We start from the raw sequence: 23,554 nt of genomic DNA on the forward strand, positions 1-23,554 counted from the left end.
CCAGAAACAGGGTAACGATTTTAAAAATCACGTCAGAGCCCAAAGCGGGCAAACTCTGCCCGCTCCTCTATCCCGGCCAAGGCATCCTGCGCCAGTTGCAGGCCAAACCGGCTGAGGAAAGGTTTTTTGACCCCATACCGCCGCAGCTTTACCTTATCGCCGAACCGCGCCACCAGCTGCGGCTTGAGATGGCCAAGACCATCAATCAGGCCTAACTCGCTGGCGCGTTTGGCCAGCCAGATTTCGCCAGTGAACAGATCCTGACTGCTGTCCAGCTTAGTGCCGCGCCGTTGGGTGACATAGTCAATGAAATTGGTATGGATATCGCCCAGCAAAGTTTTCAGTCGGGCCACATCTTCAGGATTTTCTGCCTGAAACGGATCCAGCATGGATTTGCTTTTGCCAGCCGTATAGACGCGGCGTTCGACCCCGTGCCGGATCAACAGCTCTTGGGCACCAAAGCCGGCCGAAATCACCCCGATAGAGCCCAGAATAGAGCTGGCGTCGGCCCAGATTTCATCCGCCGAGGCCGCCAGCCAATAGCCACCCGAGGCAGCAACATCTTCGACAAAGGCCAGCACAGGAATGTTCTTTTCCTCGGCCAGACGCCGGATGCGCGCGCCAATCAGGGCGCTTTGCACTGGCGATCCCCCAGGGGAATTTATTTCAAGCGCAACGGCGACAGGCTTGCCCTTGGTAAAGGCAGCCTCCAGCACTGGGGCAAGAGAAACATCGTTTAAGGCGCCACGGCCTGACATGCCAATGGCACCGGAGAGACGCACAACGGAAACGAGGGGCGGTTTTTTCACAAAGGGTATGCGCAGCATCATGGCGCCGATGTAGATGCGCACCGGAGCTGAAACAAGGGAACCACCCTCACAAAACCCGTTCCGGCCAAAACTGAGGGGGGGCCTGTGTATATTTGCAACGCTCCACGACAGGGCGCGCGCTATCTGCACAGCCCCCCGCCCGCAGCGCCCGCAGGCAGCGCCGGATCAGGACCGGATGCGCCAACCGGTCTTGAAAATCCACCAGATCACCGCAAGGCACAGCGCCGTAAAGCCGCCAATGGCCAGCAAGCTTACCCCTACCGGCACATCCGAGGTGCCAAAGAAGGACCAGCGAAAGCCCGAAATCAGATAGACTACCGGATTGAACAGGGTGATCTTCTGCCAGATCGGCGGCAGCATTGATATTGAATAGAAAGAGCCGCCCAGAAACACCAATGGCGTCACCACCAGCAGCGGCACCAGTTGCAGCTGTTCAAAGTTCTTTGCCCAGATCCCGATGATAAAGCCCATCAGCGCAAAACTGAGACAGGTCAGCAGCAAGAACAACACCATGGCCAGCGGGTGGGCGATGGTCAGATCAACAAACAGCGTTGCTGTGGCCAGGATGACAAAGCCGATGAACAGCGCCTTGGTGGCCGCCGCGCCGACATAACCTAGCACGATCTCCAGAAAATTCACCGGAGCCGACAGCAGTTCATAAATGGTGCCGATGAATTTGGGGAAATAGATGCCAAAGGACGCGTTTGAAATGCTCTGTGTCATCACGCTGAGCATGATCAGCCCAGGCACGATAAAGGCACCGTAATCAATGCCATCCACCTGGTCGATACGGCTGCCAATGGCGGCACCAAAGACCACAAAATACAGCGAGGTTGACAGGACAGGCGAGAGGAAGCTTTGGAATAGTGTTCGAAAGAACCGTGTCATTTCAAAACGGTAGATAGACCAGATTGCGATCCAGTTCATGATTTATCTCCTGACACGAGACCAACAAAAATATCTTCCAGACTGGATTGCCGGGTCGAGACATCCGACAAGACCAGCCCCGCCGCCGCGACATCGTTCAACAGGGCGGTGATGCCAGTGCGCTCTGCCTTGGTGTCATAGGTGTAGATCAGGGCATCGCCTGCCCCATTCAGCGCCAGCGCATGCGGTGCCAGCGTCTCTGGCACGGCGTCGATAGCAGTGCTGAGATGCACGCAGAGTTGTTTTTGCCCCAGCTGCGCCATCAGGTCATCCTTATCCTTGACCAGCAGGATCTGACCATCGGCGATCACCCCGACGCGGTCGGCGATGGCCTCGGCTTCTTCAATGTAGTGGGTGGTCAGGATGATGGTAACGCCATTCGCTTTCAGCTCTCGGACCACATCCCACATGTCTTTACGCAGCTCAACATCCACGCCCGCAGTGGGTTCGTCCAGAAACAGCACGCGCGGTTCATGGGCCAGGGCCTTGGCGATCAGCACACGGCGCTTCATGCCGCCGGACAATTCCTTGACCTGACTGTTGCGTTTGTCCCAAAGCGACAGTTTCTTCAGGATTTCTTCGATCAGCGCATCGTTTTTTGGCTTGCCAAAAAGCCCGCGCGAGAACCGGACCGAGTTGATGACCTTTTCGAAAGGTTCCAGGTTAATTTCCTGCGGCACCAAGCCGATCAGCGAGCGCGCGGCGCGAAAATCCTCCAAGATGCAATTGCCGCCCACCAGCACCTTGCCAGAGCTGGGAGTGGTAATACCGCAAACGGTTGAAATCAGCGTGGTCTTTCCGGCACCATTGGGGCCAAGAAGGGCCAGGATTTCCCCCTCTTCGATCTCGAGAGAGACCCCTTTCAGCGCCTCAAAGCCACCTTCATAGGATTTGCGCAGATCGGAAATGGACAGGATCGCCGCCATGGAGCCTCCACTAGACTGAGAGTTCATTTCGCACAACCTACCGGGGCAGCAGACCAGCCACCAGAGACAGGATGCGCAGGGACCTGTGCGCCTGCGCAGGGATCCAGTGTCGGGGGGGCTGCGCGGCCTGACCCAACGGCTGGACCCAGACGGATCGGGTGCCGGTTAGTTGCCAGTGATCTTTTTGAACCAGCCCTTCTTGTCTGGCTGTGGCGCATCTTCGCCCGCCACATCGTCACTGGCGGCAGGATCGGTGGCAGCTTCGGGGGGATCCGCAGGGGCCAGATGGGTCTGCAGATTGACAAAGAACTGATCAGCCATCTTTTTGGCAAAGCCGTCGATAATGCGGCTGCCCAGCTGCGCCAGCTTGCCGCCGACCTTGGCCTCAACCTCATAGGACAGCAGCGTTCCGGTCTCGCTGGGGGTCAGGCTGACCACCGCGCCGCCCTTGGCAAAGCCCGCCGCGCCGCCCTTGCCTTCTCCGGTGATGGTCAGCTTTTCATTCTCGATCAGATCCGACAGGGTGACCTGGCCTTTGAACGTCGCCTTCACCGGGCCAACCTTCTGCGTAACCGAGGCCTCAAAGCCGTCCTCTACGCTACCGCTGACCTCTTGGGCGCCGGGCACGCAGGCCTTCAGCACCTCTGGATTCAACAAGGCGGCATAGACCTCTGCCGGGGGGGCGGCGATTTCTTTGCTATCGCTCATCTGCATGGTGGCTCTCCTGTCGGGGGGCGGCGCAACGCGCGACCTCTGGGCCCCTGTTGTAAATCTGTTGGCTCTCACATCTCTAGACCTAACCGACAGGCACCGGCTCTGCCAAGGCGTAAGGGGCAAACCCGATCAGCACCAGCTGCTCTCCCTAGGGCTGTTGCGGCGCGCCCAGGTAGGAAACCACACCGGCAATGCTGGCGGCATCGCGCAGAAGGCGGTTGTGCCCCAGACCCCTTGTCACTTGCAACCTGGCACCGGGCCAGTGCTGCGCAAGGTCTTCAATCTCTGCCAGGGGGACAATCGGGTCGTCGTGGTCCTGCAGGATCAGCGCGGTCTGGGAAAGCTGCGGCAGCAAGTTCACCGCCTTCAACGCTGAAAAGGGCAGGCCATAGCGGGCCTCAATCCGCTGTTGCGTTGCCTTGGCCACCCGCTGCGAAAACCCCAGCTGCGCGGCCAGCCGCTGCAAGAAGCCTTCGACATCGGGCATTGGTGCAAGGAACGCCAGACGCTGCGCCTGCATGCCACGGCTGAGCGCGACAAGCACTGCCGCCGCGCCATTGGAATGGGCCACAACCCCGGCCAGCGGCCCCAGCTGGGCCGCGACCTCTTGCACCGTCAGGCGCATTTCGGGCAGTGAACTGCGGCGCCCCGCCGCCGCACCATGCGCTGGCGCATCAAAGGCCACCACCCGGTAGCCCGCTGCCACCAGTGGCGCGGCAAAGCCCGCCATCTGTCCGGCGCGCCCGCCAAAGCCATGCACCAATAGCACTGTCGGCAGCGGGGCGTCATCCAGAACGCCCTGCCCCGGTGCCTGATCGCGCCACTCATACAGGGGCACCAGCTCGCCGGTGCTCAGCCGTATCGGCCGCGCCCGCGCCGCCAGCAGCCAGTCACGTTCGTGCCGCGGTAGTTTCTGGCGTCTTGGCCGGGTGAACAGATATGCCAAGAGCCGGGTCGCGACAGACGGCGCGCAGAAGCTGAGCGTCCCGGTGATACGCTGCATCCATTTGGGCGCTTGCCGACGGGGCGCAGCGACAGATCGACGGACGACAGTAGGGCGGGCAGACACGGCAGTAACCATGGGGCACTCCTTCAGGAACAAGTCGGTTCTATTTTAGAACTTATTATCAGTTCCATTTGAGAACTCTGTCAACCCATGATAAGACTCCGCCTATGAAATGGCATGATCTCAACGAGGACGCCTGCCCCCTGGCCCGCGCCATGGGCGTGGTTGGCGACCGCTGGACCCTTCTTATCCTACGGGAATGTTTCCTTGGGGTGCGCCGGTTTGACGGGTTTCAAAAACGCCTTGGCGTCACCCGCCACCTGCTGGCAGAGCGCCTAAAACGTTTGGAAACAATGGGGGTACTTGAACGCCGCCCCTATCAGCAGCGACCGCTGCGGCATGAATACCGGCTAACCCCCAGCGGCAAGAGCTTTGCACCGGTGTTGCTGGCGATGCAGGGCTGGGCCGAACACAACCTGCCCAGCCCCACGCCAACGCCCTTTACCTTTGTCACCCGCGATAGCGGCGCAGAGGTCGACCCGGTCGTGATCGACCGCAAGAGCGGGCAAGAACTGACCCATCGCACAGTTTTGATGGTGCCCAAACCCGCCAGCGACCAAAGCGCAGCAGACCTGCCCAGAACAGATCAGGCTGAGGGTGCAGCTGTTGCCGGGCCAAAGGCAAAGTAGGGTCAAAGATCAGACCCCAGCCACCCGGCAAACCGCCCCTGCTAGTAGGGCAGGCCGACATAGTTTTCCGCCATAGAGGCCTGCGCCGCCTTGGAGGAAAACAAATAGTCGAGATCGGCGCATTGCAGCCGCAGATCCACCTCATCCATATCTGGAAAGCGATGCAGCAGGTTGGTCATCCACCAGCTAAAGCGTTCTGCTTTCCAGACCCGCGCCAGGGCTTTTTCGGAATACTGATCCAACCCGGCACTGTCGCCGCGCTGATAGTGATCCTTGAAGCCATGATAGAGATAGTAGATATCGGACGCCGCCGAATTCAGCCCCTTAGCCCCGGTAGGTGGTACGATATGCGCCGCATCCCCGGCCAGAAACAGCTGACCATATCGCATCGGTTCTGCCACAAAACTGCGCAGCGGCGCGATGGATTTCTCGATCGAGGCTCCGGTTTGCAGCCCCTCGGCCACCTCCTGCGGCAGGCGCGCCTTCAGCTCTGTCCAGAAGGCCTCATCCGACCAGTCTTCGGCCTTGTCGGTCAGCGGCACCTGGATGTAATAGCGGCTCAGCACCTGGCTGCGCATCGAACACAGGGCAAAGCCACGTTCATGACGGGCATAGACCAGCTCGGGCGAAGCGGGTTTGGTTTCTGACAGAACCCCCAGCCAGCCAAAGGGATAGACCTTTTCATATTCGCGTAGCACATCCGCCGGGATGGACTTGCGGCTGACCCCGTGAAAGCCATCGGCACCGACGATGAAATCACAATCCACACGATGTTCTGCGCCGTCGAGCTCATAGGTTACATGGGGTTTTTCTGATTTTAAATCATGCGGTTGAACATTCTGCACCTGATGGATGACAGTTCCACCCATGGCATCACGGGCCTCGTACAGATCGCGGGTCACCTCAGTCTGGCCATAGACCATGACGGTTGCCCCATCGGCCGAAGCAGCCAGATCAATCCGGTCCATCCGCCCCTGATGTGCCAGATAGACGCCGTGGTGCTCTTCGCCCTCGACCTCCATCCGCGCTGCACAGCCGGCCTCGCGCATCAGCTCGACAAAGCCGCGCTCCAACACTCCGGCGCGAATGCGCCCCAGCACATAGGCGCGGGTCTGACGCTCCAGCACCACGGTCTCGATGCCCTGCCGATGCAGCAGCTGCGACAGCAAAAGACCGGACGGGCCGCCACCAATGATGGCAACTTGGGTGGTAATATGCGACATGTTCGCGTCTCCCTGCACTTTGGCCCGATTGGCCCCTTCACAAACGCGCGACGACCCGGCGTGGCCGCATGAGCGTTCCTTAACGTGCAGCAAAAAAACCACTTTGCGAATGGACTGAGCGCGCAGCCTCTTGTACATTTCGCACATGTCCAGCGCCTCTCATATCCGCAGCTACAATCTATTTGGCGAAACGGCCGAACTTGCCGATGTTTTGCATGTCGAAACCATTCGCTCGCGCTCGGCGCTGCATGACTGGCAGCTGAAGGCGCATCGCCATACGCGGCTGCATCAGCTGTTGTTCCTGACCAGTGGCAGCGGCAAAGCAGAAATAGACGGGCGGGCCGAACCGATCCCGCAGGGCAGTTTTGTCAATATTCCGCGCGGCGTGGTGCATGGCTATGACTTTGCGCCACAGACACGGGGCTGGGTGGTGACGCTGACCTCGGATCTGCTGGACCATTGCATCCATCCCGGCGAGGGGCTGCGCGCGCCGCTGGAACAGGCTGCCGTACTGCCCCTGCCCAAGGCCCTGCGGGATCTGGCAGAGCATCTGTTTGACGAATATCACCGCCAGGATTTTGCCCGCGCCCAGGTGCTGCGGTCGCTGGCCGGAGCCCTGATCGCCCTGGCGGCACGGGCCATATTTGAGGCGGACAGCGCCAATCAACCGCTGACCGGCAGCCCGTTGTTCAACCGATTCGAGGCGATGATCGAACGTGATTTCCGCAACCGCCGCCCGCTGGCCGACTATGCCCGCGAGCTGGCGATCTCACCCACCCACCTGAACCGCATCACCCACCGCTCTGCCGGGCAATCAGCCTCGCGGTTGATCAACGAGCGCATGCTGCGCGAGGCGCGGCGGATGCTGATCTACACCAACCTGACAGCGGCTGAGATCGCCTATGATCTGGGGTTTTCCGATCCGGCGCATTTCAGCCGGGTGTTTGCCAAGGGCACGGGCCTGCCGCCCAAAGTGTTTCGCCAGAAAGTCAGCGAGTCCCGATAGCCACCGCAGAGCGCACGGCCCGACCCTAGGAAACTGGCACCGCCATCCCATTGAAGATCAGCTGCAGATACTGCGCCGCGATGGCTTCGGGCGGCACCGGGTCTGCAACCCGATTCCAATGGGGGATCCAGTTCAGCGCGCCAAAGACCGCCGCCGCCACCAGCCGGGGGTCGCAGGGCCGCAGACTGCCCTCGGCAACACCTTGGCTGATCAGATCCCGCAGTAGAAAATCAACCTCGGCCTTGCTGGCCCGCAGCGCCGCGCGACGCGCTGGCGACAGGCTTTGCTCGCGCACCATGGCAATCGTGGCGCCAAGATCGGTGGACACCCAGGAACAATAGCCCCGGATCAGTAATGCAATGCGATCCACCACCGGCAGGCTCTCATCCTGGCTCTGCCGCATGGTCTGCCCCAGAAACTCCAACCCCAGCAGGTGGCAGCCAAACAGGATATCTTCCTTACTTTCAACGTAGTAATAGATTGTTCGCTTGGTGATTTTCAGGGCCGCTGCGATGTCTTCAAGCGATGTCTGCTCATACCCGTGATCATTGAACAACCGCGCCCCCGCCTGCAAGACCGCGCGCCGCTTGGCCTCTCGCTTGGCGTCGCGGCTGGCACCCGGGTCAGGTGCCGCGCTGGCATCGGGGGAGGTCCAGCAGGATTGCTCTGCCTTCTTTTTACTGTCGCGCACACCTGCCTCCCTTTGCCCCTGGTGTTTGGCCCGCCGTGTTTATGACGCGCGGTAATTACACCTGCCAGTTACATCAAGATTGACCTTTTTGCCAGCCGATACAATAGTAACCCGCAAGTGTAATTTTATCCCGACGCAGAGCTGCACCAAGGAGAACACCAATGACATCAGATGTACTGGTTGCCGGAGTGGGCATGACCAATTTTGCCAAGCCCGGTCAAAACGCCCCCTATACCGAAATGGGAGCCGCCGCGCTGCGCGATGCTCTGGCGGATGCGGGCCTGCCCTATGACGCGGTGCAGCAGGCCTATGCGGGCTATGTCTATGGCGACAGCACCTGCGGTCAGGCAGTGCTCTATAAGGTGGGCATGACCGGCATTCCGGTGATGAATGTGAACAACAACTGCTCCACCGGATCGACCGCCCTGTTCATGGCGCGCCAGGCGGTGCAGTCCGGCGCGGTGGATGTGGCGCTGGCACTGGGGTTTGAACATATGCAACCCGGCGCGCTGACCTCGCATTGGGACGACCGCCCCAGCCCCTTTGATGCCTTTGACGCCGAGACCGACGATCTGGTCGGCCACCCAGAGATTCCGCTGGCGCTGCGCTATTTTGGCGGCGCCGGTAAATCCCACATGGAGAAACACGGCTCCTCCCTCACCGATCTGGCCCGCATCCGCGCCAAGGCCAGCCGCCATGCGGTGAACAACCCGCTGGCCCTGTTCCGGCAGGAATTGTCGCCTCAGGACGTGCTGGACAGCCCGATGATCTGGGAAGGCGTGATGACCCGGCTGATGGCCTGCCCCCCCACCTGTGGCGCCGCCGCCGCTATCGTGGTCAGCGAAGATTACGCCAGGAAACACGGGCTAAATCAGGCGGTGCGCATCAAAGGTCAGGCGATGACCACCGACTATGCCTCGACCTTTGAGGCCCACGACATGATGCAGCTGGTCGGCTATGACATGACCGCAGCCGCCGCCAAACAGGTGCAGGAACAGACCGGCATCGGTATCGAAGACGTGGATGTGGTCGAGCTGCACGACTGTTTCGCCCATAACGAAATGATCACCTACGAGGGCCTGGGTCTTTGCCCCGAAGGCGGCGCCAGCAAGTTCATCGCGGATGGCGACAACACCTATGGCGGCAAATATGTCACCAACCCATCAGGCGGGCTGTTGTCCAAGGGGCATCCGCTGGGCGCCACCGGCCTGGCGCAATGCTACGAGCTGACGCGGCAATTGCGCGGCACCGCCGGGCCAACGCAGGTCGCGGGCGCGCGCACCGCACTGCAGCATAACCTTGGTCTGGGCGGCGCCTGTGTCATCACCCTGTACCAGGCAGCCTGAGGAGCGCCACATGATTGACCGATCTTTCATTGGCCGCAGTTTTCCGCCGCTGCATGTAGATGTAGAGGCAGGCCAGCTGCGCGCCTTTGCCCGCGCCACCGGCCAGCGTGACCCGATCTACTGGGACGAGGAGGCCGCCAAAGCCGCAGGCTATCGCGCCCTGCCCGCACCGCTGACCTTTCTGTTCACGCTGGATCAGGAGCGCGAGGACCGGTTCTATTTCATCAACGCCATGGGCATTGAACTGGGCCATGTGCTGCATGGCGAACAGGCCTTTACCTATGGTGCGCCGATCTGCGCCGGGGACCGCGTGACCCTCACCTGCACCTGCATGGACATCTACGACAAAAAGGGCGGCGCCATGGAGTTTGTCATCCTGAAAACCCAAGCCACAAATCAGCTGGGCGAAGATCTGGGCGGCATGACCGGCACCATCGTCGTGAGGGATCCAAAATGAGCATCTTTGCACATGACGTGACCTTTGCCGGGGTGGACGTGGGCGACAGCCTGCCCGCCGTGACCTCAAAACCCATCAGCCGTACCACGCTGGCGCTGTTTGCCGGCGCCTCTGGCGATCACAATCCGATCCATATCGACATTGATTTTGCCAAGGCCGCCGGCATGCCGGATGTCTTTGCCCATGGCATGCTGGGCATGGCCTATCTGGGCCACCTGCTGACGGCCTGGGTACCACAGCGCGCGGTACGGGAATTCTCTACCAGGTTTGTCGCCATCACCCAGGTGCATGCGGTGGTGACCTGCACCGGCCGCGTGGTGGAGAAACGCGAGGGCAATCTGGTGGCGCTGGAGATTGAGGCCGCAGATCAGAATGGTGACGTAAAACTGGCAGGCCAGGCACTGGTGGAACTGCCCTAGCGATAACAGCAGCCCGCCCATGGGGGCGGACGGGCGCGACCCGGCCAAAGGCCGGGTGGGCCTTCAACTGAGAATGAAACGGAACTTGAACCATGACAAAACTTGCAGGCAAAACCGCCTATGTCACCGGCGCCGGTCGCGGCATTGGCCGCTCAATTGCGCTGAAACTGGCCGGGGATGGCGCCAATGTGGTGCTGAACGATCTGGACGCGGACCCCGCGCAGCAGGTGGTGGCAGAGATCGAAGCCATGGGCGGCAAGGCCCTGGCCGTTGCCGGATCAGTCACCGCCCCCGGCTTTGCCAATGACTTCATCCAGGCGGGCAGCGACAGGTTTGGTGGCCTCGACATTATCGTCAACAATGCCGGCTACACCTGGGATGGCTTCATCGGCAAGATGAGCGACGAACAGTTTGACGCCATGATCGACGTGCACCTGAAAGCGCCGTTTCAGATCATGCGTGCTGCCGCGCCCTTTATCGCCGAACAGGTGGCCATCGAGACCGCCGAAGGGCGCGAGGTGTTTCGCAAGGTGGTGAATATCTCCTCTATCTCGGGCACCGGCGGCAATGCAGGCCAGGCCAACTACTCTGCCGCCAAATCCGGCGTCATTGGATTGACCAAGACCATGGCGAAAGAATGGGGGCGCTTTAAGGTCAACGTCAACGCGGTGGCCTTTGGCATGATCTCCACCCGGCTGACCGAAGCGACGGATGAAAAGAAATCCATCGAGGTGGAAGGCAACAAGGTCGCGATTGGCATCCCCAAGAAACTGGTGCAGGGCATGGAAATGATGATCCCGCTGGGCCGTGCAGGCACTGCCGAAGAAGCCGCCGGTGGCGTCTATCTCTTCTGCATTCCCGAAAGCAACTATGTCTCGGGGCAGACGCTGATCGTCGGCGGTGGTTTCGGCGGCTCCTGAGGCAACAGGGGCGGGGCCGACCGCGCCCCACCCCACGAGACGTGCACAACAGGGAGGGCAGGATGCTCCAAGGGATACGCATTATCGAAGTGGAAGGCCTCGGCCCCGGCCCCTTTGCCGCCATGTGGCTGGCCGATATGGGCGCCGATGTGATCTGCGTCCATCGCAAGGGCGGTGGCGTCACCCCCGGAATGCCGGAACGCTCAGTGCTGGATCGCGGCAAACGCTCGATCGAGTTGGATCTGAAAGACCCCAATGACATCAAAACCTTTCTGGCGCTGGTCGCCACGGCGGATGGGCTGATCGAAGGCTTTCGCCCCGGCGTGATGGAACGGCTTGGTATTGGCCCAAAGGCCTGCCAGGCGGTAAACCCGGGCCTGGTCTTTGGCCGGATGACCGGCTGGGGTCAGGACAGTGCGCTGGCGCAGACTGCCGGCCATGATCTGAATTATATCTCGCTCTCCGGCGCGCTTTGGTATGCGTCCAATCCGGGCGATGCGCCGCTGACGCCCGCCACGCTGGTTGGTGATATCGGCGGCGGTGCGATGTATCTGGTGGCCGGTATGCTGGCCGGGCTGCTGCGGGCAAAAACCAGCGGTGTCGGCACTGTGGTCGATGCGGCAATTTATGATGGCTCTGCCCATATGATGAACCTGCTGATGAGCATCCGCCAGGCCGGGGGCTTTGGCGAGACACGCGGGCAGAACCTGCTGGATGGCCCACATTGGAGCCGCTCTTACGCCTGTGCCGATGGCGGCTACATGACGGTGCAATGCCTGGAACCCAAATTCTACGCGCAGTTTCTGTCGCTGATGGGGCTGGCAGAGGATGCGGAGTTCAAACATCAGTTCGACACCAGCACTTGGCCCGTGCTGACCGCGCGGCTGGCCGGGATCTTTGCCGCCCAGCCCCGCGCCCATTGGGCGGCGCTGTTTGACGGCACCGATGCCTGCGTTGCCCCGGTACTCAGCCCCGATGAGGCCCTGCAACATCCGATGAATGCCCGTGGCACCTGGGTTGAACAGGACGGCGTGTTGCAGGCCGCCCCCGCCCCGCGTTTTGATCACAGCCCGGCGTGGCAGCCCACTGCCCCCCCCGAGCGCGGCCAAGACAGCACCAACATCCTGGCCGAACTCGGCCTTATCAAGGAAGACCCACGATGACCTCTCATATTTCTCCCTGGATGGATGACGAACTGACCATGCTGCAGGAGTCCTTGCGCGATTTTTATGCCAAGGAAATGGTCCCGCATGAAAAACGCTGGCAGGAACAGGGCCATATCGACCGCGACTTCTGGTACAAGGCGGGCGAATTTGGCATTCTCTGCGCGTCGGTGCCAGTAGAATATGGCGGCATGGGCGGCGATTTTCGCCACGAGGCGGTGATTACCACCGAACAATTCCGCGCCGCCGGCTTTTCCGGTTTTGGCAATTCGGTCCATAGCCAGATCTGTGCGGGCTATATCCTCGATTATGGCTCTGAGGCGCAGAAAAAGCGCTGGCTGCCCAAGATGGCCAGCGGCGAGATGGTCTGCGCCATCGCCATGACAGAGCCCGGCACCGGATCCGATCTGCAGAACATCAAGACCACCGCCAAGCTGGACGGCAATGAATATGTCCTCAATGGTTCGAAGACCTTTATCACCAATGGCCAGCAGGCCGATCTGATCATTGTGGTCGCCAAGACAGACCCGACACTGGGCGCCAAAGGTATTTCACTGATTGTGGTGGAGACCGCCGAGGCTCCCGGTTTTGCCCGCGGGCGCAATCTGGAAAAGCTTGGCCTCAAGAGCCAGGACACATCCGAGCTGTTCTTTGACACTGTGCGAGTGCCTCCGGAAAACCTGCTGGGCGGCCGCGAGGGCCAGGGATTTTATCAGCTTATGAAATCGCTGCCACAGGAGCGCCTGGTGGTGGCCCTGGGCGGCGCTGCCGCGATGGAAAAGGCGCTGGAGGAAACCGTCGCCTACACGGCTGAACGCCGCGCCTTTGGCAAGCCGCTGCTGGAGATGCAGAACACCCGCTTCAAACTGGCCGAGGTCAAGACCGTGGCCCATATTGCGCGGGTCTTTCTGGATGACTGTATCGCCAAACATCTGCGCGGTGAACTGGATGCCACCACGGCATCCATGGCAAAATGGTGGGTGACCCAGATGCAATGCGACACCATGGATGAATGCCTGCAGCTCTTTGGCGGCTATGGCTATATGTCGGACTATCCGATTTCGACCATGTATGCCGACGCGCGGGTGCAAAAAATCTATGGTGGCGCAAATGAGATCATGAAAGAGCTGATCGCCCGCAGCCTGACCGACTGACCCGCCGCGCAGCCCCCGGCCTGCGCCGGGGTCTGCCATGTAGCAGGCGCACCCACCCGCCCCTGCACAAAGAGCATATTGCGCAAAGTGGGGACCGGTAACGCGCGACATGAAAAATCAATAGGGAGAGCCAGTCGCGTGAATGCAGATGAACACGACAAGCTTCAGGATTTTTTCGTTTTTTCCGCCGCAGCCTTCATCCGTTCCAACAGGGCGGATTTATCATCGCGCTTGTCATAGGGGTTTTTCTGGCTGCCTTTGGCATTGTGCTCGGCGTGCCGGGGTTTGTTGCTGCCCATACGCGGGCCGCCTTTTTTGCTGTAATCCATGTCGATGGCCTTTGGTTAGGGACTGCAAGGGTGATGATATAGTTTGCCCCTTTCAGCAAGGGGTGTCGCTTTGGATGCAACAAGAGAGGGGCGCTGCCCCTCTTGGCCCAAAGGCCAATTCACCCCGCGGTATTTCAAGTAAGATGAAGGGGAAGGGCAATGACGGTGGTTAAACCGGCGCGGGGCAATAGGTCAGCAATGTGTTGGGGTAGCTCTCGGTGCCGAGGCAAAAAGAGGTTTCGCCGGTGATGGCAAAGCCCATGCGCTGATAAAACCCTATGGCCTTGGTGTTTTGCGCATTTGTGGCCAGCCACGGCCTTGGCGCGTCAAGATCCTGCCCGCGCTGCACTGCGGCCTGCAACAATGCCTGGCCAATGCCACGCCCCTGGTGACGGGGCTGCACGTAGAGCGTGGCAATTTCAAGCGCCGAGCCAGGGCCTGTCGGTGGCTCGCCCCCCCGTGACAGGCGCAGGAAGCCATCGATGCCCTCTTGGTTCTGCGACAGGATGAATATCTCGCTTGAGGTTTGCAGGTGCTGTGTAAACCGGTCTGGCGTCAGCGTTTCAAAGACATAGTCGGCAAAGCGCTTGCTGATGCCATGGTGCAGATAGGTGCCCAGCCAGACCTCGATCGAGAGGGCGGCCAGGCTGGCGGCATCGCTCTGGCAGGCGGGCCGCAGCGAGATCTTTGCTGCCGCGCTGTCAGCCACCACGCAGGGTGTCGATCATTAACTGCACATTATCCGGATCCGCATCCGGGGTGATCCCATGGCCGAGGTTGAAGATATGCGGGCCATTTTTGAAGGCCTTGACGATAGCGCGGGTTTCGTCGACCAGATCCTGTCCGCCGGTGACCATGTGACGCGAGGCGAGATTGCCCTGCACGCAGCCATCGACCTGCAGATGCTGCGCAGCCCAGACCGGATCAACTGAATTGTCCAGCGCCAGGCAATCAATGCCCGTCTCCTTGGCAAAGCCGAGGTAGTTTTCGCCCGCCTCACGGGGGAAGCCGATGACGGGAATGCCTGGATGGCGTTCTTTCAAGGCAGCGGTGATCTGCAGGCAGGGCTGCAACGCGTATTTGCGGAAATCATCGCCCTTCAGCGAGCCGGCCCAGCTGTCGAAGATCTTGACCACCTCGGCACCGGCCTCGATCTGTTTGGAGAGGTAATCGATTGTTGCCTCGGTGATGCGCGCCAGCAGCGCCTCGAACAGAGGTGTGTTTTCCTGCCGCAGCGCATGGGCCGGAGCTTGGTCCGAGGTGCCGCGCCCGGCAATCATGTAGGTTGCCACGGTCCATGGCGCCCCGGCAAAGCCAATCAGTGTCGTTTCTTTTGGCAGCGCACCCGCCAGGATTTTCACCGTCTCGTAGATCGGGTTCAGCGTCTCGTGGATGTCTGATACCGGGCCGAGTTTGGCAAAATCCGCCTCTGTGGTGATGGTCGACAGGCGCGGGCCTTCGCCGGTAACAAACCACAGATCCGCGCCCAGCGCCTGGGGGATCAGCAGGATATCGGCAAACAGGATGGCCGCGTCAAATCCGTAACGCCGGATCGGTTGCAGGGTGACTTCGGCGGCCAGTTCCGGATTGTAACACAGTGACAGAAAATCCCCGGCCTGGGCCCGTGTCGCGCGGTATTCTGGCAGGTAACGACCAGCCTGACGCATCATCCAGATCGGCGGTACATCCTGTGTTTCGCCTGCCAATGCGCGCAGCAGTTTCTTCTGTTCGGCCATATCACCCTCAAGCTTGTCTTGCGTTTTTCTTGCCCCATCAGGTCGACCCAAAGCAGCGAATTGTCAAGGGCAGCCGCGCCACAGCTGCAACGGCAAATCGCCGCTGGCCTGGTAAATTGAGCCGTATCTGGCGCAAAACCGCTTTCCACTTATGCGGAAAATGCACTAGTGGTTTGTGCATGACACAGAACCTGCCCTCCCCCGCTTCTCCGCTGAAAATCGGCACCCGTGGATCACCGCTGGCGCTGGCCCAGGCCCATGAGACGCGCCGCCGTCTGGCGGCCGCCTTTGATCTGCCGTCAGAGGCCTTCGAAATTGTGGTGATCAAGACCACCGGTGACAATCAGGCGCTGATCGCAGCGGATAAGCCCCTGAAAGAGCTGGGGGGCAAGGGGTTGTTCACCAAGGAGATCGAAGAGGGTCTTTTGTCAGGGGGCATCGACATTGCGGTGCATTCGATGAAGGACATGCCAGTGGCCCAGCCTGCGGGATTGGTGCTGGATTGCTACTTGCCGCGCGAAGACGTGCGGGATGCCTTTGTCTCGCCGCGGGTGTCGCGCCTGCAGGATCTGGCGGCGGGGGCCGTGGTTGGCACCTCTTCGCTGCGCCGCCGCGCCCAGTTGATGAACCGTCGCCCCGATCTGCAAGTGGTGGAGTTTCGCGGCAATGTGCAGACCCGGCTGAAAAAGCTGCACGCTGGCGTTGCAGACTGCACCTTCCTGGCGATGGCGGGACTGAATCGGCTGGCCATGACCGAGGTACCGGCCAGCGCAATCGAGACCACGGATATGCTGCCTGCGATTGCGCAGGGGGCGATTGGCATTGAACGCCGCGGCGATGACACCCGCGTGGCAATGATGCTGGAAGCGATCCATGACAAGACCACCGGCCAGCGGCTGGCGGCAGAGCGGGCCTTTCTGGCGGCGCTGGATGGATCCTGCGAAACCCCCATTGCGGGGCTGGCAGAACTGGATGGCACAACCCTGCGGCTGCGCGGCGAAGTGCTGCGCCCGGATGGATCCGAATCCATTTCTGACGATCAGACCTGCACCATTGCAGATGGCCCCGATCTGGGACGCGAGATGGCGGAAAAATTGCTGGCCTCTGCCGGAGCGGGCTTTTTTGACTGGCGCCAATAGCCCCATCAGCAAATGGCCCGGCCCGGATCGCACGACATACCCAAGGGTATGACGCCACGCCCTGTTTGACCGCCGCGCCAATGCAGGCGACCCTCTGTCACAGGAGGAGCGCAAAATGACACCCGGAAAATCCTATCTCAGTACGGAAGAAATCCGCCCCCTGGCGGCAAGGTCGAATGCCATGGGGGCCTGGCTGGTGCTGCACTGCTGGGGGACAATTGCCTGCGCATTGACCCTGTTTGCGCTCTGGCCCAATCCGCTGACCTTTGTGCTGGCAATCATGATTATCGGCTCACGCCAGTTGGGCCTGGCGATCCTGATGCATGAGGCAGCCCATAACGCGCTTTTCAAAAACCGCAAATGGAATGATCGCATCGGCGAATGGCTCTGTGGGCGGCCCATTCTGGCCGAGCTGGCCGCCTATCGCCACTATCACCTGACGCATCATCGTTTTACCCAGTCCGAAAAAGACCCCGATCTGGTGCTCAGCTCCAAATTCCCCACCACAAAGGCATCGTTGCAGCGAAAATTCACCCGTGATCTGACCGGGCAGACCGGAACCAAGCAGCTGATCGGCCAGATCCTCATGAGTTTTCGCCTGGCCGGGGATGACGACGCAATGGAGGCTGCGGCCTCTGATTTTGCCCAGAGCTTCAAGGCATCACATCTGTGGCACGCCCTGCCAGTGTTTATCGGCGTCGCACTGGGCATGAGCCTGGTTGGCGACTGGTGGTGGGGGCTGGCCTTTTGGGTGCTGCCCTATCTGACCTGGTTTCAGTTTGTGCTGCGGGTGCGCAATATTGCGGAACACGGCGCCACCGAGCAATCCGACAATCCGCTGCAGAATGTGCGCACCACCAAGGCCGGCCCGATCGCGCGGCTATTTGTGGCGCCCTATTGGGTCAACTACCATCTAGAGCACCACATGGTCATGCATGTGCCTTGCTGGCAGTTGAAAAACATGCACAAGGCCCTGCTGAACAAGGGAATAGGCCCGGATATGCGGATTGCGTCCGGCTATGGACAGGCCTTGGCCGAGGCAGGTTGGAAACGCGGCTGAAACCCGCGCCCCGCTGCGCACCATGCCCACCGCCCCGCCTAAAGCTGCCCGGACCAGCGCAGCCAGGTTTCGGGGCTGTCGTGAAACACATTCAGATCCACATTTCCCTTGATCCCCGGCACCACCCCGGTGCCGGTATATTGCCAGAATCGCCAATGGGCACCGGGATAGATCTGACGCGGATGGCCTGCGACAGAACGCAGCCAGAACTCGGTATCGCGGAGGCGGCCAATACCGGTCTCAGCAAAGAAATCCACCGTGGTGTAGACCACCGGACGTTGGCCGTAATGCGCCTCTAGCAGGGCGAGAAATTTGCGCGCCTCGGCCCGCACCAGTTGGCCATCGGGGCGTTTTGTGCAGGTACGCGAACGCGGGTTCCATTCCATATCCAGCACCGGCGGCAGCGCATTGGCATCGCGCGGCACATGTTTGATGAACCAGCGGGCCTGCTCTGCTGCGCTGCGGCAGAAATAGTAATAATGATAGGCCCCGCGCGGCACCCCGGCGCGCGCTGCGCCACGCCAGTTCCCGGCAAAGGCAGGGTCAGCCACATCGCCGCCTTCGGTCGCCTTGACATAGGCAAAGGACACGCCAGAGCCGCGGACCTGCCCCCAGTCGATATCCCCCTGATAGCGCGAGACATCAATACCGTGGATCGGATAGCTGCGCGGCCCCCGCCCCTGCCATTCATGCGGGTCGGTATCGTCAAAACGCGGATAGCGGATCAGCTGCGACAGCTGCGCCTGGGTCGGGCGCTGCGAGGGCGCGGACTGGGCTGTTGCACTGTCAGGCGGCGGCGGTGCCTTTTGACCGCAACTGGCCAGTGCCACCATCAACAGAATGCTCAATACCTTGTTATGCATGCAAAAACCCAATGACTAAAATCAAAAGAACCAGCGCAGGTGGCACTGGTTCTGTTAATCTCTATCGAAGACACTGCCTTGCATAGGGCGAAACCGTCAGCAAAGGCTTTTGGGCGCTTTCCCGCAGGATCCGTGCCCAGGTCAGACCCATTTTGCCATTGGCGGCAGGCTCATCAGGACCGCATTGGCATCATGGCCAGTTTCGAGACCAAATTTGGTGCCGCGGTCATAGACGAGGTTGTATTCGGCATAAAGCCCGCGATGCACCAGCTGCGTGTCCTTGTCGGTCGCTTCAAATGGCTGGCTGCGGCGTTTTTCCACCAGCGGCAGATAGGCCGGTAGAAAGGCGCGACCAATGTCCTGGGTCAGGGCAAAATCCGCCGCCCAATCGCCAGTATTGTGGTCATCCATGAAAATACCGCCAACGCCCCGCGCCCGGTTGCGATGCGGGATGTAGAAATATTCATCCGCCCATTCCTTTAGACGCGGGTAGATATCCGTCCCATGCGGATCGAGGTATTTCTGCTGGGTGGCATGAAAATGCGCCGTATCCTCGGCGTATTCCAGGCATGGATTCAGGTCAGAGCCACCGCCAAACCACCAGGCGTGCGGCGTCCAGAACATCCGAGTGTTCATATGAACCGCAGGCGCATGGGGGTTGCGCATATGCGCCACCAGGGAAATTCCCGAGGCCCAGAAACGCGGATCCTCTTTCATTCCCGGCAGCCCCTTGCGCGCGGCCATGGCGTTTTGCGCCTTCTCGCCCAGGGTGCCATAAACTTCGGAAATATTGACGCCGACCTTTTCAAACACCCGGCCACCGCGCATCACGCTCATCAAACCGCCGCCCGCATCGGAGCCATCGGCGGCGGCGCGGCGTGTTTCGCTAACCTCGAAGCGGCCCGGCTCCAGTTCGGCAAAGGGCCCCTGGGTATGGCTGTCTTCCAGCCCTTCAAAGGCTGCGGTGATCTCGTCACGCAACTGTCGGAACCAGGCGGCGGCCTGGGCCTTTTCCTGGGTCATCTCGGCGTGGGTCAGAGTTTCGGCGGGCATCATGGGATCTTTCTGCGATACGGACAACTGGGCAAGTCTAAGCCCAGATCAGGAATGTGACGTCGTCTGGCAAATTAATGAACTGGTGCTGCGACCGGGTCCAGCAGGGTGCGACCGCCATCCAGCGTCATGATCTGTCCGGTCATAAAGCCCGAAGCCTCTGAGGCGAGAAACTGCGCCGCTTCGGTCAATTCGGTCGGAGAGGCAATGCGACAGAGCGGCGTGTGCTCTTCGATATCTGCCCGATAATCGCGGTTGTCCTTCAGCGTCGACTGCATAGAGGCGCTCATGACTGAGCCAAAGGCGATGGAATTCACCCGGATCCGGTGCGGTGCCAAAGACACCGAGAGCGAGCGGGTCAGTTGATCCAGCGCCGCCGAGGCCACAGAATAGGCCAGCAGTTCGGGGTGGGTACGCCGGGCCGCAATGGACGACAGGTTGATGATCGCGCCCAGGGGACCAAGATCATCCCGCTCTTCGCCCTGTTTGATCATCCGCCGCGCCACCTGCTGCGACAGGCGCAGGGTCGGCAACAGGTTCTCTGTAAGCAAGAGCTCCAGCGAGTCATCCTCGGGGTCCAGCGGATCACTTTGCACCACCTGGCGGGCACCATTGACCAGGATATCGACGTCATCAAAGGCATCGATAGTGGCCGAAAGCAGGTTGGCAATGGTCAGCCGTTCACGCAAATCCCCCGCGAAATAGCGGATATTGCTATCCTCAACCTTGGCGCCGAGTTCGCTCACCAGTGCGGCCTCGTTGGTGTCGGCGAACATCACATTGGCGCCGGCTGCAACAAACTGGCGGCCAATGGCCAGGCCAATACCGGTCGAGGCCCCCGTAACGATGGCTGTCTTGCCGGAAATGGAAAAGGACATGCGCGGCATACTCCCTGGGTTTGATTTTGGTTGCGAGCCTAGCCCCCGATGCCCGGTTTGGAAACGGAGAAGTGTTGGCCGCAACGTGGATCTATCTGAAACTGGCCGCGCGGGCAAAACCGCGCGCGGCGGCGCGGCCTAGGCCTTGATCCGGCGCGGGCGCTGCGCGTGCAGCACCTTGAACCGGGTATTGCCAGCCACTTCGCTGACCGCTGCGAACCGGGCCTCAAGAACGGTTTCATAGGGCAGGTGCCGGTTCGCCACCATCCACAGATGCCCCGAAGCCACCAGCATATCCGCCGCCGCCGCAATAAAGGCCTGACCCAATTCTGGCTCGGCGCTGCGTCCGCTATGGAACGGAGGGTTCATCACCACGGTGTTCACCGCTTCTGCCGCTTTCCACTTGCGGGCATCCGCCCAGTGGAACTGGGCGCGGCTATCGCTGATATTCTGCCGGGCACAGCCCAGGGCCGTATAATCGGCCTCGACAAGTTGCAGCTGCTCGACCCCGGTGCGGGCCAGAATTTGCGCTGACAGATAGCCCCAGCCAGCCCCAAGATCGACAACTGAGCGCCCCAGCTTTTGCGGCAGGCACTCTGCCAGCAGCGCCGAAGCCGGATCAATGCCATCGGCAGAAAATACCCCCGGCGCAGTGGTGAAACCTGCGACCTCTGCCACAGCTTCACAGCTCCAGTCTGCCAAGGCGTTGTTGCCGCCCTGGAACCAGAAGATTTTGCCATGCGCCTTTGATATCGGCGCCGAGGTCTCGGTGAGTTTACGCAGGTTTTTCAGAATCGAATCGATACCATCCGTCTTGGCTCCATCCACCAGAACCGGGCCTGTGGTCACAGCCGCGGCCTGGGCCACCAGAAGACGGGCCTCGGCCTTGGCACGGGGCAGAAAAACCACCGCAGCGGCAAAGCGCTCGGCCTCTGGCAGATCGGCCAGTCCAGGCAGGCAGGTAAAACCGGCGGCCTCATGGCTTTCATATTCAGGGCGTCTTGGATGCAGGATCAGCACCCGCTCCTTTGGCAGGGCTGACAGATCCAGATCAGCATGCGGAGAAAAGACGGCGATGCGGCCCTCATCGGGCACGGCGCAGCCACCCGTCTCAAGGGCAAGGGACAGGCGCAGGGACATAACAGGTGCCTCTTTCAGTTTGATTTTATTCTTCTTTTTCCATCGTGCATTGCAGCGGATGCTGATGACGGCTGGCAAAATCCATCACCTGACCAACCTTGGTCTCGGCGATTTCATGGGTAAAGACCCCCACCACTGCAAGCCCCTTTTTATGCACGGTCAGCATGATCTCGAAGGATTGCGCGTGTGTCATGCCAAAAAACCGTTCGAGCACCAGCACAACAAATTCCATCGGCGTGTAATCGTCATTCAGCAACAGCACCTTATAGCGCGGCGGGCGCTGGGTCTTGGGACGCGTCTTGGTCAGCAGGCCAAGATCGGTCTCATCGTCATCCGAAAATTTGGACATCCTAACAGGCAGCAACGGCATCGGCTTTTGGTTCCAGTCATGAGTGGAATTCTATTCCCTGCTTATATAGCGTAAAGACAGCCTAGGAAAAGGGATTGACGCAGCACTGTGACATGCAATTTGACAACCATTGGTTTTGATGCCGACGATACCCTTTGGCACAACGAGCGGTTTTTCCGCGTCACCCAGGACCGCTTTGCCGCGCTTTTGCTTGATCACACCCCGGCGTCGCTGGATCGCACCGGGCTGGAACGCCGCCTGCTTGCCGCAGAAAAGCGCAACCTCGGGCGCTATGGCTACGGCGTCAAAGGCTTCACCCTGTCGATGATCGAAACCGCCATCGAGGTGACCAACCAGAGGGTTCCTGCTGCGGTGATCCAGGAGCTGATCTTGGCGGGGCAGATGATGCTGACTTATCCGATCGAGCTGCTGCCCCATGCCCGCGCCGCTGTCGAACAGCTGGCCGATCACCACCGGTTGATCCTGATCACCAAGGGCGATCTGCTGGATCAAGAGCGCAAGCTGGCCCAGTCTGGCCTGGGCGATCTGTTTGACGCGGTCGAAATTGTCTCTGAGAAAACGCCGCAAATCTACCATGAGATCTTTACCCGCCACGCCGAGGGGCCAGAGCGCGCCATGATGGTGGGCAATTCTATGCGCTCGGATGTGGTCCCGCCGATCACGGCGGGCGGCTGGGGCATCTATGTCCCGCATGGCCAGATCTGGGAGGTGGAGCACGCCGAGCCCCCCAGCGAAAGCCCCCGCTACCATACGATAGAACACCTGGGCCAGCTGCCAGACCTGGTTGCCAGGATCAATGCCATCTGAGCGCGACACCCGATGCGCTGGCGGGGCACACCCAATTGCACCGCCCCATCATCCGACACAAAACCCCATCAGACAGGACAGGCCCAATGCCCCATGCCGAGCTCAAATATTCTGACGATTTGAAGATCGACAGCGCCGCCATTCTGGCCCGGATCGAGACGATCATCCAGAACCATGATGCCGGTGCCGGGCTATGCAAGGGCCGCGCCTATCCCATCGCGCAATACCATCATAGCCATGTCACCATCAGCGTGACCCTGCTGGTCAAAGCGCACCGCGACACCGACTTTTCAAACGCACTGCTAAGCCAGCTGAACCAGGAAATCGGCGCAATGCTGCCACGGCCTTGCGAATTTTCGCTCGGGCTACAGTATTCCACCCCGTTTTACGTGACCCGCCGCTTGACGGCATAACCCCGCCCCATCCGCACTGCATGCGCTGTGGCTGGAACAGCCTGCTATACATGACCGATACCGCCGCAGCTTGGGCGAATCGATACCGGAGAGGGGCAAAATGCGTGGCCAATCGGCACCAGCTTGTTAAAAATTGCCCCTGCGTCCGCCAATAAACCACCTCAGATAGCCGGAATTTTATTCACACTTTATTAAGACAACGCCGATCTAGAAGCGCCACCTCCCGGCCTTACTACATGTAGCGAAACCGGGCGCTGCCTGGCTGATCACTACGGTTTATTTCAACCGCACAATA

At 60.4% G+C, this 23,554-nt stretch carries 27 protein-coding genes; 12 read left to right on the forward strand and 15 right to left on the reverse strand.

The window, feature by feature from the left end; translation table 11 throughout:
* Window positions 1–32: 32 nt before the first annotated feature.
* The 5 genes from P2081_RS13025 to P2081_RS13045 form a co-directional block, all read right to left on the reverse strand.
* The gene (locus P2081_RS13025; protein ID WP_278923305.1) at window positions 33–830 is read right to left on the reverse strand and encodes a S49 family peptidase; all 798 of its coding nucleotides are present in this window, start codon (window positions 828–830) and stop codon (window positions 33–35) included.
* A gap of 165 nt (window positions 831–995) precedes the next feature.
* On the reverse strand, window positions 996–1,757 hold the full coding sequence (locus P2081_RS13030; protein ID WP_278923306.1) for an ABC transporter permease: 762 nt from the start codon (window positions 1,755–1,757) through the stop codon (window positions 996–998).
* A complete protein-coding gene (locus tag P2081_RS13035) occupies window positions 1,754–2,683 on the reverse strand; it encodes an ABC transporter ATP-binding protein (protein WP_278923359.1) in 930 nt (309 codons plus the stop codon). Before P2081_RS13035 ends, P2081_RS13030 begins: the two co-directional genes overlap by 4 nt.
* A gap of 165 nt (window positions 2,684–2,848) precedes the next feature.
* Complete coding sequence (locus P2081_RS13040) at window positions 2,849–3,397, reverse strand: SRPBCC family protein (protein WP_278923307.1); 549 nt, start codon at window positions 3,395–3,397, stop codon at window positions 2,849–2,851.
* Window positions 3,398–3,545: 148 nt separating this feature from the next.
* Window positions 3,546–4,478: an alpha/beta hydrolase gene (locus P2081_RS13045; RefSeq protein ID WP_278923308.1), complete on the reverse strand. Its 933-nt coding sequence runs from the start codon at window positions 4,476–4,478 to the stop codon at window positions 3,546–3,548.
* A 92-nt stretch (window positions 4,479–4,570) separates the two neighbouring features.
* Here P2081_RS13045 and P2081_RS13050 point away from each other — a divergent pair, with 92 nt between their 5' ends.
* Window positions 4,571–5,092, forward strand: coding sequence for a winged helix-turn-helix transcriptional regulator (locus P2081_RS13050; RefSeq protein WP_278923309.1), 522 nt, complete (start codon window positions 4,571–4,573; stop codon window positions 5,090–5,092).
* A gap of 41 nt (window positions 5,093–5,133) precedes the next feature.
* Here P2081_RS13050 and pobA read toward each other — a convergent pair whose 3' ends face one another.
* Window positions 5,134–6,315, reverse strand: coding sequence for a 4-hydroxybenzoate 3-monooxygenase (pobA, locus tag P2081_RS13055; protein WP_278923310.1), 1,182 nt, complete (start codon window positions 6,313–6,315; stop codon window positions 5,134–5,136).
* Window positions 6,316–6,460: 145 nt separating this feature from the next.
* Here pobA and P2081_RS13060 point away from each other — a divergent pair, with 145 nt between their 5' ends.
* The gene (locus P2081_RS13060; RefSeq protein WP_278923311.1) at window positions 6,461–7,321 is read left to right on the forward strand and encodes a helix-turn-helix domain-containing protein; all 861 of its coding nucleotides are present in this window, start codon (window positions 6,461–6,463) and stop codon (window positions 7,319–7,321) included.
* Window positions 7,322–7,346: 25 nt separating this feature from the next.
* On the opposite strand, the gene P2081_RS13065 is transcribed toward P2081_RS13060, so the two are convergent.
* Window positions 7,347–8,012 carry a TetR/AcrR family transcriptional regulator gene (locus P2081_RS13065; RefSeq protein ID WP_278923312.1) on the reverse strand — a complete coding sequence of 222 codons (666 nt, stop codon included), beginning with the start codon at window positions 8,010–8,012 and terminating at the stop codon, window positions 7,347–7,349.
* A gap of 161 nt (window positions 8,013–8,173) precedes the next feature.
* On the opposite strand from P2081_RS13065, the gene P2081_RS13070 reads away from it, so the two are divergent.
* The 6 genes from P2081_RS13070 (at window position 8,174) to P2081_RS13095 (ending at window position 13,471) form a co-directional block, all read left to right on the forward strand.
* A complete protein-coding gene (locus P2081_RS13070) occupies window positions 8,174–9,358 on the forward strand; it encodes a lipid-transfer protein (protein WP_278923313.1) in 1,185 nt (394 codons plus the stop codon).
* Between the two features lie 10 nt (window positions 9,359–9,368).
* Window positions 9,369–9,815, forward strand: a complete 447-nt coding sequence (locus P2081_RS13075; RefSeq protein ID WP_278923314.1) for a MaoC family dehydratase N-terminal domain-containing protein — start codon at window positions 9,369–9,371, stop codon at window positions 9,813–9,815.
* Window positions 9,812–10,234: a MaoC family dehydratase gene (locus tag P2081_RS13080; protein ID WP_278923315.1), complete on the forward strand. Its 423-nt coding sequence runs from the start codon at window positions 9,812–9,814 to the stop codon at window positions 10,232–10,234. The genes P2081_RS13075 and P2081_RS13080 overlap by 4 nt, the downstream gene beginning before the upstream one ends.
* A 92-nt stretch (window positions 10,235–10,326) precedes the next feature.
* Window positions 10,327–11,154, forward strand: coding sequence for an SDR family NAD(P)-dependent oxidoreductase (locus P2081_RS13085; RefSeq protein ID WP_278923316.1), 828 nt, complete (start codon window positions 10,327–10,329; stop codon window positions 11,152–11,154).
* Window positions 11,155–11,216: 62 nt separating this feature from the next.
* Window positions 11,217–12,317 carry a CaiB/BaiF CoA transferase family protein gene (locus tag P2081_RS13090; RefSeq protein ID WP_278923317.1) on the forward strand — a complete coding sequence of 367 codons (1,101 nt, stop codon included), beginning with the start codon at window positions 11,217–11,219 and terminating at the stop codon, window positions 12,315–12,317.
* Window positions 12,314–13,471, forward strand: coding sequence for an acyl-CoA dehydrogenase family protein (locus tag P2081_RS13095; protein ID WP_278923318.1), 1,158 nt, complete (start codon window positions 12,314–12,316; stop codon window positions 13,469–13,471). The genes P2081_RS13090 and P2081_RS13095 overlap by 4 nt, the downstream gene beginning before the upstream one ends.
* A gap of 164 nt (window positions 13,472–13,635) precedes the next feature.
* Here P2081_RS13095 and P2081_RS13100 read toward each other — a convergent pair whose 3' ends face one another.
* From P2081_RS13100 to hemE, 3 genes are all read right to left on the reverse strand, one after another.
* Window positions 13,636–13,800 (reverse strand): hypothetical protein, encoded by a 165-nt coding sequence (locus tag P2081_RS13100; RefSeq protein WP_278923319.1) that lies wholly within the window; start codon window positions 13,798–13,800, stop codon window positions 13,636–13,638.
* Between the two features lie 169 nt (window positions 13,801–13,969).
* Window positions 13,970–14,512 carry a GNAT family N-acetyltransferase gene (locus P2081_RS13105; RefSeq protein ID WP_278923320.1) on the reverse strand — a complete coding sequence of 181 codons (543 nt, stop codon included), beginning with the start codon at window positions 14,510–14,512 and terminating at the stop codon, window positions 13,970–13,972.
* The gene (gene hemE / locus P2081_RS13110) at window positions 14,502–15,536 is read right to left on the reverse strand and encodes a uroporphyrinogen decarboxylase (RefSeq protein ID WP_278923321.1); all 1,035 of its coding nucleotides are present in this window, start codon (window positions 15,534–15,536) and stop codon (window positions 14,502–14,504) included. The genes P2081_RS13105 and hemE overlap by 11 nt, the downstream gene beginning before the upstream one ends.
* A 179-nt stretch (window positions 15,537–15,715) precedes the next feature.
* Here hemE and hemC point away from each other — a divergent pair, with 179 nt between their 5' ends.
* Together hemC and P2081_RS13120 are read left to right on the forward strand one after the other, a co-directional pair.
* Entirely contained in the window at window positions 15,716–16,675 is a 960-nt protein-coding gene (gene hemC / locus P2081_RS13115; RefSeq protein WP_278923322.1) for a hydroxymethylbilane synthase, read from the forward strand.
* A gap of 115 nt (window positions 16,676–16,790) precedes the next feature.
* A complete protein-coding gene (locus P2081_RS13120) occupies window positions 16,791–17,735 on the forward strand; it encodes a fatty acid desaturase family protein (RefSeq protein ID WP_278923323.1) in 945 nt (314 codons plus the stop codon).
* 38 nt (window positions 17,736–17,773) lie between these two features.
* On the opposite strand, the gene P2081_RS13125 is transcribed toward P2081_RS13120, so the two are convergent.
* From P2081_RS13125 to clpS, 5 genes are all read right to left on the reverse strand, one after another.
* A complete protein-coding gene (locus P2081_RS13125; RefSeq protein ID WP_278923324.1) occupies window positions 17,774–18,598 on the reverse strand; it encodes a glycoside hydrolase family 25 protein in 825 nt (274 codons plus the stop codon).
* 141 nt (window positions 18,599–18,739) lie between these two features.
* A complete protein-coding gene (hemF, locus tag P2081_RS13130; RefSeq protein ID WP_278923325.1) occupies window positions 18,740–19,654 on the reverse strand; it encodes an oxygen-dependent coproporphyrinogen oxidase in 915 nt (304 codons plus the stop codon).
* Window positions 19,655–19,725: 71 nt separating this feature from the next.
* Entirely contained in the window at window positions 19,726–20,529 is an 804-nt protein-coding gene (locus P2081_RS13135) for an SDR family NAD(P)-dependent oxidoreductase (RefSeq protein ID WP_278923326.1), read from the reverse strand.
* A 138-nt stretch (window positions 20,530–20,667) separates the two neighbouring features.
* Entirely contained in the window at window positions 20,668–21,669 is a 1,002-nt protein-coding gene (locus P2081_RS13140; RefSeq protein ID WP_278923327.1) for a class I SAM-dependent methyltransferase, read from the reverse strand.
* Between the two features lie 25 nt (window positions 21,670–21,694).
* Entirely contained in the window at window positions 21,695–22,018 is a 324-nt protein-coding gene (gene clpS, locus P2081_RS13145) for an ATP-dependent Clp protease adapter ClpS (RefSeq protein ID WP_408635993.1), read from the reverse strand.
* Between the two features lie 108 nt (window positions 22,019–22,126).
* Here clpS and P2081_RS13150 point away from each other — a divergent pair, with 108 nt between their 5' ends.
* Both P2081_RS13150 and P2081_RS13155 read left to right on the forward strand, forming a co-directional pair.
* Entirely contained in the window at window positions 22,127–22,846 is a 720-nt protein-coding gene (locus P2081_RS13150; protein WP_278923328.1) for an HAD family hydrolase, read from the forward strand.
* An 86-nt stretch (window positions 22,847–22,932) separates the two neighbouring features.
* Window positions 22,933–23,259 (forward strand): hypothetical protein, encoded by a 327-nt coding sequence (locus P2081_RS13155; RefSeq protein WP_278923329.1) that lies wholly within the window; start codon window positions 22,933–22,935, stop codon window positions 23,257–23,259.
* The last annotated feature ends 295 nt before the right edge of the window (window positions 23,260–23,554 follow it).

Source organism: Pseudophaeobacter profundi (genome assembly GCF_029697505.1).
In the GTDB taxonomy this organism is placed as follows: Bacteria; Pseudomonadota; Alphaproteobacteria; order Rhodobacterales; family Rhodobacteraceae; genus Pseudophaeobacter; species Pseudophaeobacter profundi.